12 protein-coding genes are annotated in these 12,278 nt (G+C 64.8%); 9 read left to right on the plus strand and 3 right to left on the minus strand.

The features are described 5' to 3' along the window. The first annotated feature begins 189 nt into the window (after nt 1–189). A complete protein-coding gene (locus BUS12_RS25260) occupies nt 190–510 on the plus strand; it encodes an Mpo1-like protein (RefSeq protein ID WP_074300164.1) in 321 nt (106 codons plus the stop codon). An 85-nt stretch (nt 511–595) separates the two neighbouring features. On the opposite strand, the gene BUS12_RS25265 is transcribed toward BUS12_RS25260, so the two are convergent. After that, nucleotides 596–1,912 carry a YihY family inner membrane protein gene (locus tag BUS12_RS25265; protein ID WP_074300165.1) on the minus strand — a complete coding sequence of 439 codons (1,317 nt, stop codon included), beginning with the start codon at nt 1,910–1,912 and terminating at the stop codon, nt 596–598. A gap of 110 nt (nt 1,913–2,022) precedes the next feature. On the opposite strand from BUS12_RS25265, the gene wrbA reads away from it, so the two are divergent. From wrbA to BUS12_RS25285, 4 genes are read left to right on the plus strand one after another with little or no spacing between them, the layout of a single operon-like run. After that, nucleotides 2,023–2,625, plus strand: a complete 603-nt coding sequence (wrbA, locus tag BUS12_RS25270) for an NAD(P)H:quinone oxidoreductase (protein ID WP_074300166.1) — start codon at nt 2,023–2,025, stop codon at nt 2,623–2,625. Next, nucleotides 2,622–3,098: a DUF2069 domain-containing protein gene (locus BUS12_RS25275; protein WP_367117661.1), complete on the plus strand. Its 477-nt coding sequence runs from the start codon at nt 2,622–2,624 to the stop codon at nt 3,096–3,098. Before wrbA ends, BUS12_RS25275 begins: the two co-directional genes overlap by 4 nt. A gap of 38 nt (nt 3,099–3,136) precedes the next feature. Continuing rightward, nucleotides 3,137–4,645 (plus strand): FAD-binding oxidoreductase, encoded by a 1,509-nt coding sequence (locus tag BUS12_RS25280; RefSeq protein ID WP_253190209.1) that lies wholly within the window; start codon nt 3,137–3,139, stop codon nt 4,643–4,645. A 38-nt stretch (nt 4,646–4,683) separates the two neighbouring features. Then, nucleotides 4,684–5,523, plus strand: coding sequence for a metallophosphoesterase (locus BUS12_RS25285; RefSeq protein WP_074300167.1), 840 nt, complete (start codon nt 4,684–4,686; stop codon nt 5,521–5,523). A 61-nt stretch (nt 5,524–5,584) separates the two neighbouring features. On the opposite strand, the gene BUS12_RS38930 is transcribed toward BUS12_RS25285, so the two are convergent. Both BUS12_RS38930 and BUS12_RS25290 read right to left on the minus strand, forming a co-directional pair. Beyond that, nucleotides 5,585–5,740 carry a hypothetical protein gene (locus BUS12_RS38930; protein ID WP_171991713.1) on the minus strand — a complete coding sequence of 52 codons (156 nt, stop codon included), beginning with the start codon at nt 5,738–5,740 and terminating at the stop codon, nt 5,585–5,587. Between the two features lie 151 nt (nt 5,741–5,891). Further along, nucleotides 5,892–6,830 carry a LysR family transcriptional regulator gene (locus BUS12_RS25290; RefSeq protein WP_074300168.1) on the minus strand — a complete coding sequence of 313 codons (939 nt, stop codon included), beginning with the start codon at nt 6,828–6,830 and terminating at the stop codon, nt 5,892–5,894. Nucleotides 6,831–6,985: 155 nt separating this feature from the next. Here BUS12_RS25290 and BUS12_RS25295 point away from each other — a divergent pair, with 155 nt between their 5' ends. Genes BUS12_RS25295 through BUS12_RS25310 form a run of 4 tightly spaced genes read left to right on the plus strand, consistent with a single transcriptional unit; the run spans nt 6,986 to nt 11,883 of the window. Then, nucleotides 6,986–8,593, plus strand: coding sequence for an efflux transporter outer membrane subunit (locus BUS12_RS25295; protein ID WP_074300169.1), 1,608 nt, complete (start codon nt 6,986–6,988; stop codon nt 8,591–8,593). 15 nt (nt 8,594–8,608) lie between these two features. Next, nucleotides 8,609–10,819, plus strand: a complete 2,211-nt coding sequence (locus BUS12_RS25300; RefSeq protein ID WP_074300170.1) for an FUSC family protein — start codon at nt 8,609–8,611, stop codon at nt 10,817–10,819. After that, a complete protein-coding gene (locus tag BUS12_RS25305) occupies nt 10,809–11,009 on the plus strand; it encodes a DUF1656 domain-containing protein (RefSeq protein ID WP_074300171.1) in 201 nt (66 codons plus the stop codon). Before BUS12_RS25300 ends, BUS12_RS25305 begins: the two co-directional genes overlap by 11 nt. Nucleotides 11,010–11,022: 13 nt before the next feature. Next, nucleotides 11,023–11,883, plus strand: a complete 861-nt coding sequence (locus tag BUS12_RS25310) for an efflux RND transporter periplasmic adaptor subunit (RefSeq protein WP_074300172.1) — start codon at nt 11,023–11,025, stop codon at nt 11,881–11,883. Nucleotides 11,884–12,278: the final 395 nt, after the last annotated feature.

Raw genomic sequence — 12,278 nt, forward strand, 5'->3', positions numbered from 1 at the left:
TCAACGATAGCGATGTATGCGAACGCGCACCATCGGCCGAATGGCCAGGTTGCGTGCCGTGGCCGATAGCAGCACAATGGCTCAAGCCTGCCCGGTTTCAGGCGCACATTGCGTTGCCGGGCTCGCTGTGCCAGTTGAACCGGCATGGCGGGGGAAAGGGCTACAAAGAGTAGCGAAACGGAGGCCGTGATGGCTCAAACCGCTCATACCGATCACTTCGCGAGTTTCGCGGAGTTTTATCCGTTTTACCTCGAAGAGCATCGCAATGTGGTGTCGCGGCGGCTGCACTTTGTGGGCTCGCTGGGCGTGATCGGCTGTCTGGCCATGGCGCTCGCCACCGGCGACTGGCTATGGCTGCCTGCCGCGCTCGTCAGCGGCTATGGGTGTGCATGGATTGGGCATTTCTTCTTCGAGAAGAACCGCCCCGCCACCTTCCGGCACCCCATCTACAGCCTGATGGGCGACTGGGTGATGTTCAAGGACATCTGCGTCGGGAAGATTTCGCTCTAGCAGGTCTCTGGCCGGCAATTCACGGCGTGCGGTGGAATGCCACCGCCCACACCGCCCGATGCACCAAGAGGTGCAGCGCCGCCGCTCACGCCGTCTGATGCGGCATCGCCGAGCCCCGCGCCTCGGCCTGTGCCGCCGCCCGCTCGGCACGCGCCGAAGCCCGCACCGCGAGCAGCGAGGCGAGCGAGACGCTCAGCTTGTCGTTGTGGAGCGCCGCAAGCAAGGTCGCACCGTCTACCCGCGTGGACTCCAGATTAAGCTGGTATTCGAGTTCCGCGCGATCGATCACGAACAGGTCGAAGAGCCGCTCCACCGTCACCTGGGCCGGATTCGCCAGCAGCAGGAAGTGCGGACGCGAACCGTCTTCGCTCAGACGCGCAATCCATTCGATCTCCTCGAGCTTGTCCAGCAGATAGGTGGTCGTATCCATATCGCGGCGGAGCATGCGCGCCAGATCCTGCAGCGTGTAGCCGCGCTTGCCCGCTTCGCGCGCTTCGGAAAGCCGTGCAAGCAATTCAAGCGCGTCGAACAGATCGCTGCCCGCAAAGCGTGGCCGGTGAAACTGGCCAATGCGGATCGCCGGCAGCGCCGAGGCCACCATCGCTCCAGCCAGCGCGATGAACCAGCTCAGATACATCCAGAGCAGGAACATCGGCACCGTCGCGAACGCGCCGTAGACCGCGGTGTAAGTGGGCACGCGCCGGATGTAATAGCCGAACCCGCGCTTGGCCAGCTCGAACGCAATCGCGGCGCCGACACCGCCCACCACCGCGTCGCGCCACTCCACCCGGCAATTGGGCAGATATACGTAAAGCATCGTGAACGCGAGCGCCGTGAGCGGCAGCGCGGCACCCGTTAGCGCCCAGTCGATCACCGGCGTCATGTGCTGCGCGGCGCTAAACGCCATGGAGCGCGTGAAGAGATAGGAGGAAATCGACAGGCTGACGCCGATCAGGATCGGCCCGAGCGTGATGATCGCCCAGTAGACCAGCACGCGCTGCGCCAGCGGACGCGGCTTGCGCACCCGCCAGATCACATTGAACGCGGATTCGACGGTCATCATGGTCATCACCGAGGTGACGAACAGCACGATCATGCCCATCGTCGTCAGGCCTTTGGCCTTCGAGGCGAACTGGTTCAGGTACTTGAAGATCTGGTCGTTGATCTGTGAGGGCATCAGATGGTCGGCAAGAAAACCCTGCAGCGACATCTGGAACGAACCGAAGATCGGGAACGCGGTAAACAGCGCAAACGCCACCGTTGCCAGCGGCACAAGCGACAGCATGGTGGTGAACGTCAGACTGCCGGCCACCTGCGGAATCCGGTCTTCGCTGCTGCGCTTCGCGGCGAATTGCGCGAGGCGTTTGAGCGTATCGAGGTCGAAACGCACCCTGGACAACAAACCCCACCTCCTTCGCCTTCGTGAACCATCCGCGGCAGGCGCCGGCATGCCGGCGAGCCGCCTGTGCCGTGGACCCAGCCCCTATAATACCCGTTCACTCGATCAGGCCTATGAAAGACATCCTCGTCCTCTACTACAGCCGTTACGGCGCCACGCGCGAACTCGCGCTGGCCATCGCGCACGGCGTCGACAGCGTCCCCGGCATGCAGGCGCGGGTGCGCACCGTGCCCGCCGTCTCGACCGTCTGCGAGGCGACCCAGCCCGACATTCCCGCTGAAGGTCCGCCGTACGTCGAGCTGCGCGATCTGGAAGAATGCGCCGGCCTCGCGCTCGGCTCGCCGACCCGCTTCGGCAACATGGCGGCCGCGCTGAAATACTTTCTCGACGGCACCACGCCGCAATGGCTGTCCGGCGCGCTGGCGGGCAAGCCGGCCTGCGTGTTCACGTCCACCGGCAGCCTGCATGGCGGCCAGGAATCGACCCTGCTGTCGATGATGCTGCCGCTGTTGCACCACGGCATGCTGATCGTCGGCATCCCGTACACCGAAAGCACGCTGACCACTACGCTGACCGGCGGCACCCCGTATGGCGCATCGCATTTCGCGCGGGCCGACTCCGCGGAACACGGCATTTCCGCCGACGAGAAGACGCTTGCCATCGCGCTCGGCGCACGCATCGCACGCACGGCCGCCGTCATGAGCGAACGGCCGTGAGCGTGCCGGATCGGGGGGCGGGAAAGTTCGAGTCGGGGGAGGCGGCTGATGGCGCATCTGCGCCTGCTGATGCGACGCCTACGCTTGCGTCCAACCTTGCCCCACCCACCCGCCACCGCAGCGCCGCACTTGGCGCGGCCGCCGCGCTAATCGCGCTGATCGCCCTCTCGATTACCTGGGAATGGTGGCTCGCGCCGCTGCGGCCGGGCGGCACCGCGCTCGTCATCAAAGCGGTGCCGCTGCTGCTCGCCCTGCCCGGCGTGCTGCGCCGACGGCTCTATACGCTGCAATGGGCGTCGATGCTGATCCTGCTGTATTTTGCCGAAGGCATCGTGCGCGGCATGAGCGACCGCGGCTTGTCTGCTCAGCTCGGCTGGCTCGAGACCCTGCTTGCGCTGGTGTTCTTCGTCTGCGCGCTGGTTTACGTGGCCCCGTTCAAGCGGGCTGCGCGGCGTGCGAAACGGGCTGCGTGAAAACATGCGCGGCCGCCTCACTTCACTGACCGACCATCATGACCCAACACGCTTCCCAACCGGCATCCCAAAGCCCTTCGAACGCAGAGTCAGACGCGGGCTCGAGTGCGGGCTCAAGTGCGGGCTCAAACGCAAGCACCGCCTTCCTCGCCGCCTGCCGTGACGCCATCGGCGCGGCGCACGTCCTCACCGATTCCCACGACACCGCCCCCTACCTCACCGACTGGCGTCGTCGCTACACCGGCGCGGCCCGCGCGGTGTTGTGTCCGTCGACGCCCGCCGAAGTCGCCGCGCTCGTGAAGCTGGCGGTCGAATACCGCGTCGCGCTGGTGCCGCAGGGCGGCAATACCGGGCTCGCCGGCGGCGCCACGCCGGATGCGAGCGGCGCGCAAGCCGTCCTGAGTCTGCGGCGCCTGAACCGGGTGCGCGACATCGACCCGCACAACAACACCATCACCGTCGAAGCCGGCGTCATCCTCGCCGAGGTGCAGGCCCGCGCCGAAGACGCCGGCCGCCTGTTCCCGCTGAGTCTGGCCGCAGAAGGCAGTTGCACGATCGGCGGCAATCTCGCCACCAACGCGGGCGGCACCGGCGTGCTGCGCTACGGCAACACGCGCGAACTGTGCCTCGGCCTCGAAGTGGTCACCGCGCAAGGCGAGGTGTGGGACGGACTGCGCGGACTGCGCAAGGACAACACCGGCTACGATCTGCGCGATCTGTTCATCGGCGCGGAAGGCACGCTCGGCATCATCACCGCGGCCGTGCTGAAACTCCATCCGCAGCCCGCTGCGCGCGTCACGGCGCTCGCCGCCCTCGCCTCGCCGCATGCCGCGCTCGATTTTCTGGCGCTCACGCAACGCTTCGCCGGGCCGCTCCTGACCGGTTTCGAGTTGATGTCGGATTTCTGTCTGCGGCTCGTCGGCCGGCATTTTCCGCAGATGCGCTATCCGTTCGCCGAGGCGCATGGGCAAGTCGTGCTGCTGGAGCTGTCGGATAGCGAAAGCGAAGAACATGGACGCGCCCTGTTCGAGCGGCTGATGGAAACCGCGCTCGAAGACGGTCTGGTACAAGACGCGGTGGTCGCGGAAAACCTCGGGCAATCGCAGGCGTTCTGGAATCTGCGCGAACACATTCCGCTCGCGCAAGCCGAAGAGGGTCTCAACATCAAGCACGACATCGCGGTGCCGATCTCGCGCATCGGCCACTTCATCGAAGCCACCGATGCCGCCATCGCCGAAGCCGTTCCAGGCGCGCGGATGGTGACCTTCGGGCACCTCGGCGACGGCAATCTGCACTACAACGTGCAGGCGCCCGAAGGCGTCGATGCGAAGGCGTTTCTCGCCGAATATCAAAGCCCGATCAACCAGATCGTCTACGACAGCGTGCACCGCCATCGCGGCAGCATCAGCGCGGAACATGGACTCGGCCAGTTGAAGATCGACGAAGCGATGCACTACAAAAGCGACGTCGAAGTGCAGTTGATGCGTGCCGTCAAACGCGCACTGGATCCGCTGAATCTGATGAACCCTGGCAAGGTGCTACGCTAAGGGCATGAGCCGATAAGGCGAGCGCAGGAGTACCGTCCGTGAAGATTCGTGTGCTGTCCGACCTGCATCTGGAGTGCGACGAGCCGGAGGTGATTCCGCATGCTCAGGCGGATCTGATCGTGCTCGCCGGCGACATCCACAATCACGCAGCCGGTCCGCGCTGGGCCGCGGAGACCTTCGACGGCGCCGCGCCCGTCGTCTACGTGCCGGGCAATCACGAATACTACGACGGCGAGTTCGGTGCGCTGGAAGCGGCCATGCACGACGCGGCGGCATCGGTCGACAACGTCCATCTGCTGAACAACACGGCGCTGGTCGATCCGGCCGGCGCGTGGCGGGTGCTCGGCACCACCTTGTGGACCGACTTCACGCTCTATGGCGCCGACGATGAAGCGCTCTCGGCATCGATCGCCGCGGCCCAGCGGGCGATGCTCGATTTCCGCGGCCTGATCCAGGTGATGTGGCCGCATGGCGGCACAGGGACCCACCACACCATCCGCGCCGAAGACGCCACGGCAGCGCGCAATTTCACGCCCGCCGACACGCTGGCCCTGCACGCGCGGGCGCGCGCGTGGCTCGAGAGCGAACTGGCCAAACCGTTTGGGGGTAAGACGATTGTCGTCACGCATCATGCGCCGCATCGGCTGAGTCTTGCCGAGCGTTATGCGGACGACCGGGTGTCGGCGGGCTTCGTCAACCACCTGCCGACGCTGGTGCGCTCGCCCGTCGCACTGTGGATTCACGGCCATACGCACACGTCGTTCGACTATACGGTCGACGCCACACGCGTGGTGTGCAACCCGCGCGGCTATCTCGACCGTCGCACGGGGCTACCTGAAAATCCGCGGTTTGCGTGGGACAAGGTGGTCGAACTCTAGCCGTCAGGACGACGAAGACTGCATGCGCCGCGTTGGGCGCACCGCTCATACGACCCGGCGCTTAACGGCGGCGCGTATAGCCGGCTGCGTCGCGGCGTTCGGCCCGAATGGGGATCAGTTGCGGTTGCGCCCGCAGATTGCGCAGCAGGTCGCGCGACGCGGCAATTCCAATCAGTCCCAGCATGACGGCCACGCCGATCAACAGATGCGTATCCATGAGTCCCTCTTCATTCCAGTAAAGTCCGGTTCCTGACAGCCGGCCAACAGTGGCTGCCAGTGCGTTGACCTCACGTTACCAAATCAAATCGGCGCGAGAAGTAAGGAAATGTTGCGACGCGGCGCTTGTGTAACAGGGCGCCAGTCAGGCCTCACGTCCGCGCGAACTTGCGCAGCTCGGCCTGATCCGCCGCCAGCGTGGCCGGCAACTCGTCGCGCAGGAACTCGACCCAGGTGCGGATCTTCGCGTCGAGATACTGGCGCGACGCATACAGCGCGTACAGATTCATTTCCTGCGACGTGTACTCCGGCATCACCCACACCAGTTGACCGCTGCGCAGGCCGCTGATGGCCGAGTAAATCGGCAGCAGACCGAGCCCCATCCCCTCGCGTACAGCCACCGCCAGCGCTTCGGCCACATTCACCTGGAAGGTCGCCGCCCCGAGTGCAAAGGTTTCCTGACCGTTCGGGCCGTCGAAGGTCCATTCGTCGGTCGGGAACACCGGCGTCACCATTTGCAGGCAGGTGTGGCGGCTCAGGTCCGAGGGCGACTGCGGCACGCCGTTGCGCTCCAGGTAGGCCGGCGAGGCACAGGCAATACTGAATGCACTGCCCAGACGCTGCGACACCAGACCCGAATCCGGCAGATCCTGCGCCAGCACGAGTGCGACGTCGTAGCCCTCGTCGAGCAGGTCGGGCACGCGCTGCGCCAGCGTCAATTCAATATGCACTTCCGGATAGCGCTGCTGATAGCGCCCGACGGCCGGCACCACATAGTGCTGGCCGAAACTCGTCATGGCGTGGACCTTGAGCTTGCCGGACGGCCTCGCGTGAGCGTCGCTCGCCTCGGCTTCCGCCTGATCGACGTACGCCAGAATCTGCTCGCAACGCTGCAGATACCGCTCGCCGGCCTCGGTGAGCGCGATACGGCGCGTGGTGCGATTGAGCAGCCGCGTGCGCAGATGCGCTTCGAGATCCGAAACGGCGCGCGAGGCATACGCGGTGGTCGTGTTCAGGTGCTGCGCGGCACCCGTGAAACTGCCCGCTTCGACGACCCGGACAAATACGCGCATGTTTTGAAGCGTATCCATACATATCCTTGGTAAGACAAGGGGATTGTTACATGCTTCGTAAGAGCGATTGTCTCAGATACCGTAAAAATGCCTTGCATCTTTACGGGTTATTCAGGAATAGATCGAAAAATATAATAACGCACAGGGTTCTTTAGTCAATTAAGGGGGAAATCGTGCAGTCTCCGGTACAAAAAGGGATCGCGGCGCTCGTCGTTCTTACGATCTCACTAACAATCGCCGGCTGCGCCAGTACCGGAGGCATCGCCCCGCAAGCCAGCGGAATCGCGCCGTCCGCGCTCGATGCCGGCGCCGCGATCCGGGCCGCCAATGCCGATGCGCAATGGCCGGCGGCCGACTGGTGGCGCGCCTATCGCGATCCGCAGCTCAACGCGTGGATCGACGCCGCCCAGGCCAACAATCCGACGCTCGCGGTTGCACAGGCGCGAGTGCGCGAAGCGCGATCGCTGGCCGGCGTGGCGCACGCGGCGCTGTCGCCGCAGGTCAACGGCAATCTGTCGCTCGAGCGTCAACACTGGCCGGACAATATCTATTACGGCCCGGGCTCCCTCGCCGACTCGAACACCTACGACAACACCGGCACGATCGGCCTGTCCTATCACCTCGACCTGTGGGGCAAGGACAAGAACGCCGCCGAACGCGCGCTCGACGCCGCTCATGCCAGCGCCGCCGACGAACGCGCCGCCCAGCTCGAGCTCGAAGCGAACGTGGTGCGGTCGTATATCGGCCTGTCGATGAATTACGCGCTGCTCGATATCGCCCAGGCCACGCTCGCGCAGCAGCAGCAGATCGTCGAGCTCGCCACGCGGCGCCTGAAAGGTGGCATCGGCACCCAGCTCGAGGTGAGCCAGGCCGAAACGCCGGTGCCCGAATACGAACGCCAGATCGACGCGCTCGAAGAACAGATCGCCCTCGGCCGCAATCAGCTTGCGGCGCTGGCCGGCAAAGGTCCGGGCGCGGGCGACTCGATCACGCGGCCGACGCTCGCGCTGGACGCGCCGGCCGGCCTGCCGTCCGCGTTGCCTGCCGAGCTGCTGGGCCACCGGCCCGACATCGTCGCGGCGCGCTGGACGGTGGCGGCACAGGCGCGCGGCATCGACGTCGCCAAGGCCAACTTCTATCCGGACGTCAACCTGCTCGCGTCGATTGGCGGTTATGCCGCGGCGGGCCCGCTGTTCCAGTTCCTGCGCTCGGCGAACGGCGGCTGGACGGCGGGCCCGGCGCTGTCGCTGCCGATCTTCGACGGCGGCCGGCTACGCTCGGAACTGGGCGCCGCGGATGCGGGCTACGACACGGCGGTCGAACAGTACAACCAGACCATCGTCAGCGCGTTGAAGGACGTGGCCGACCAGGTCGTGCGCATTCGCTCGCTGGAAACCCAGGCCGACGATGCGCAGCGCTCGGTGGCCGCCGCGCGCAAGAACTATGACCTGTCGAAGGAAGGCTACCGGCGCGGTCTGACGGATTACCTGAACGTGCTGGTCGCGCAGAACCAGTTGCTGCGTGCCCAGGAAGGGGTTGCTCGCATTCAGGCGCAGCGTCTGGGCGCGCATGCCTCGCTGATGACCGCGCTCGGCGGCGGCCTCGCCGATCCGGCGGACGGTCCGAAGCAGGATGAGACCTTGCCTGCGCATGGCAAGGGCAAGGGAGCGGCGGCAAGCGCGACGCCGGCTTCCGGTGGCGACGCAGCGACGCACACGGTCAACAACGCGAACGCATCGGCCAGCAGCCAAGCCTCCGCTCACGCAACCGCTGCGCAGTAAAAGGCCGCGCTCACCATGTCCGCCTCCCCCTCTTCCGCCCCGCGCCAGCCGCTGACGTTCGCGACGCTCTATGCGGCCACCGCCGACTGGGCGCGCACCGACGGGCTCACGTGGATCTATGTCTTCAAGGCGCTGACCGCTGCGTTTCTCGCGCTCGGCATCGCCATGAAGCTGGACCTGCCACAGCCGCGTACGGCGATGACCACGGTGTTCATCCTGATGACGCAGCAAAGCGGCCGCGTGCTCGCCAAAAGCTTCTACCGGATCTGCGGCACGCTGGTCGGTCTCGTGGTGATGCTGGTGTTCATCAGCCTGTTTTCTCAGCAGCCCGAACTGTTTATCGGCGCAACGGCGATCTGGGTCGGCATCTGCACCGCGGGCTCCGCGCGCAACCGCAACTTCCGCTCGTATGGTTTCGTGCTGGCCGGCTATACGGCTGCGCTGATCGGCATTCCGGCTTCGCAGAATCCCGACGGCGCCTATATGTCGGCGCTCACGCGAGTGGCCGAGATCACGCTCGGTATCGTCTGTTCGGGCGCGGTCAGCGCGCTGATTTTCCCGCAGCACGTGGGCGAACAGATGCGCACCACCGTGCGGGCCCGCTTCAGCGCATTCGTGGAATACGTGTCGGCGTCGCTCTCGGGACGGTTCGACCGGGCGCAGATCGAAGCCACTAACGCGCGCTTCGTGGCGGACATCGTCGGCTTCGAGACGACCCGCAGCGTCGCCGTGTTCGAAAGCCCCGACTCGCGGATGAGAAGCGGGCGCCTCTCGCGGCTCAACAGCGAGTTCATGACCGCTTCGACGCGTTTTCATGCGCTGCACCAGTTGATGAACCGGCTGCACGATGCGCAGGCGACGACCGTCATCGACGCGTTCGAGCCGTATTTCAGGGAAATCGCCCCGCTGCTCGACAAGTCGGGCGAGCCTGTCCTCACCGCCGCCGACGCCGTGCATGCCGCCGCCCAGCTCGAAGCGTACAAGGCTGAATTGCCGCAGCGGGTGCGCGCGACGCGCGCCGCACTGGAGACGCGAGCCGACGCCGACGTGCCGATGCTCGACTTCGACACGGCCGCGGAACTGCTCTACCGCTTCGTCGACGATCTGCACGCCTACGCAGCCACTTACGCGTCGCTGGCGGTCGATACGCACGAACGCGAGCGCTGGGTCGAGCGCTACACGCCGAAGACCAATGCGCTTGCGGCGGGCATCGGCGGTTTGCGCGCCGCGTTCGTGGTGGCATTGCTGGGCGCCGTGTGGATCGCCACCGCCTGGCCGAGCGGCGTTTCCCTGGTGCTGACGGGGGCGGCCACCTGCGCGCTGGCGTCGTCGTCACCGTATCCGGCCCGCATGGCGTTCCAGATGGCAATGGGCACGACCCTGGCGGCGCTCGTTGGACTAGTGCTGACCTTCGGCGTGTATCCGCACATCGACGGTTTCCCGTTGCTGTGTGTCGTGCTGACGCCGTGCCTCGGACTCGGCGTGTTCATGACGACGCGCCCGAAGCTGCTCGGCTACGGCTTTGGCTACTGCGTGTTCTTCTGCACGCTGGCGGGTCCGGACAACCTGTTCCACTACGACCCGACCGCGTTCATGAACGATGCGATGGCGATCGTGCTGTCGATGCTGGTGACGTCTGTTGTATGCGCAACCGTGTTGCCGCCGACGACACCGTGGATGCGTAACCGTCTGCTGATCGACCTGCGCCGCGCGGTGGTGGCGACCTGTCATGCACGCCTGACGCGGCTGCGTTCCCGCTTCGAAAGCGGCGCACGCGATCTGGTGTTCCAGATCAACGGCCTCGCCGAAGGCGAACCGGAATTCAGGCACGACACGTTCCGCTGGCTCTTCGCGGTGCTGGAAGTGGGCAACGCGATGCTCGATTTGCGCCGCGAGATTGCGACGCTGCCGGCTAACCCGCGTTACGCGGCGAAGACCGCGTGGCGCGAAGCCGAACGCAAGACACGCGATGCGGTGGCCGCGCTGTTCGACCGGCCGAGCGCGCAGCGGATGGACGCGGCGCTGGCGGCGACGGCCGCGGCGACTGCCGCCGTGCAAGATTTGCTGACGACGTTCGCGCCGCCGCGTGAAGAGCGTCATCAACTGCAACGCATTTTGAGTCATCTGCATTTCATTCGTACTGCGCTGCTCGATCCGCAATCGCCGCTGGAAGCGCTGGTGGGCGAGCGGAGCGAGGGGCAAGAAGGAGTTCGCCATGCCACGTGAAGTTGCTGTCCTCGATGCGTACGTACCGGCCATTGTGCTGCTGTTCATTGCCGGCGCGGCGCTGACCTGGGTGCTGGACCGTGCGATTGCCTATACGGGTCTTTATCGCGTGGTGTGGCATCCCAACCTGTTCCGGGCCAGCTTGCTCGTGTGTGTGTGCGGCGTGCTGGGTCTCGCCGTTTATCGTTGATCAGAGTCGAATCATGACCATCCGAAATATTGTGGGTTTTGTCGCGACAGCCGTCGTATTCGTTATCGCGCTCCTGATTGGCCGCGCCTTGTGGGTTCATTACATGGATGAGCCCTGGACGCGCGACGGACGGGTGCGTGCCGACGTCGTCAATATTGCGCCGGACGTGTCGGGCGCGGTGGTGGCGCTGCCGGTGCACGACAACCAGTTGGTGAAGAAAGGCGACCTGCTGATGCAGATCGACCCGTCGCATTACCAGATTGCGGTGGAGCAGGCGCAGGCGGCGGTTGCCGCGCGCAAGGCCGAACTGCAGATGCGCCGCGACGATGCGCAACGACGCGCGGACATGGACAGTCAGGTGGTATCGAAGGAGAGCCAGGACAACGCGACGCATACGGCATCGGCGGCGGAGGCGGCGTATGAGCAGGCGCAGGCCGCGCTGGATGCGGCGAAGTTGAATCTGGAGCGCACGCGGGTGGTGTCACCGGTGGATGGATACGTGACGAATCTGAGCGTGTTTCAGGGGGACTATGCGACGGCAGGCTCGGCGAAGCTGGCAATTGTGGATAGCCATTCGTTCTGGGTGTATGGGTATTTTGAAGAGACGAAGTTGCCGCACGTCAATGTTGGCGACAAGGCTGAGATGCGGCTGATGAGCGGGGGCGTCTTGCAGGGGCACGTGGAGAGTATTTCGCGGGGGATTTATGACCGGGATAATCCGCAGAGCCGCGAGTTGCTGGCTGATGTGAATCCGACTTTTAACTGGGTCAGGTTGGCACAGCGGGTGCCTGTGAGGATTCAGATTGATCATGTGCCCCAAGGGCTTGTGCTTTCTGCTGGGACTACTTGTACTGTGGTTGTTAAGCCTAGTTGATTGTTTTTTGCCTCCGGCGGCTTGGTTGTGGCTGTGTTCTTGCGGTGTTGGCCTTTTCTTGCTTTCTTAGTGGTCTATTAGCGTTGCCCCTGTGCGGGGCGGCACCTACTTTCTTTGCCGCCGCAAAGAAAGTAGGCAAAGAAAGCGGGCTGCCACCGCTAGCTTGTAGTGCGCCATCTAGGTCTGCTACTGGAAACGGCACAAGACGAGATGCGCCCTCGTAACATAACCGTTAGTGACAAGGCCGTCATCCGTTCCAGCGTTGCGCTGCGCGCCCCGCCGTCGGGCATAACGCCTTCTGCGCGTTCTGTAGGAAACCTATGTTATTGCCTTGGCGTTTCTTCCTGAACGGAGTTAGTCAACGTTCGTGTACGTATCCTAACTGCGATAGCTCC

This window comes from Paraburkholderia phenazinium (assembly GCF_900142845.1).
GTDB classification, from domain to species: Bacteria; Pseudomonadota; Gammaproteobacteria; order Burkholderiales; family Burkholderiaceae; genus Paraburkholderia; species Paraburkholderia phenazinium_A.

Excerpts from the sequence above, each read along its gene's own strand:
- BUS12_RS25305 (WP_074300171.1), top strand. The coding sequence starts at position 10,809 with ATGCCACGTGAAGTTGCTGTCCTCGATGCGTACGTACCGGCCATTGTG.
- BUS12_RS25290 (WP_074300168.1), bottom strand. The coding sequence starts at position 6,830 with ATGGATACGCTTCAAAACATGCGCGTATTTGTCCGGGTCGTCGAAGCG.
- BUS12_RS25260 (WP_074300164.1), top strand. The coding sequence starts at position 190 with ATGGCTCAAACCGCTCATACCGATCACTTCGCGAGTTTCGCGGAGTTT.
- BUS12_RS25280 (WP_253190209.1), top strand. The coding sequence starts at position 3,137 with ATGACCCAACACGCTTCCCAACCGGCATCCCAAAGCCCTTCGAACGCA.
- BUS12_RS25300 (WP_074300170.1), top strand. The coding sequence starts at position 8,609 with ATGTCCGCCTCCCCCTCTTCCGCCCCGCGCCAGCCGCTGACGTTCGCG.
- BUS12_RS25310 (WP_074300172.1), top strand. The coding sequence starts at position 11,023 with ATGACCATCCGAAATATTGTGGGTTTTGTCGCGACAGCCGTCGTATTC.
- BUS12_RS38930 (WP_171991713.1), bottom strand. The coding sequence starts at position 5,740 with ATGGATACGCATCTGTTGATCGGCGTGGCCGTCATGCTGGGACTGATT.
- wrbA (WP_074300166.1), top strand. The coding sequence starts at position 2,023 with ATGAAAGACATCCTCGTCCTCTACTACAGCCGTTACGGCGCCACGCGC.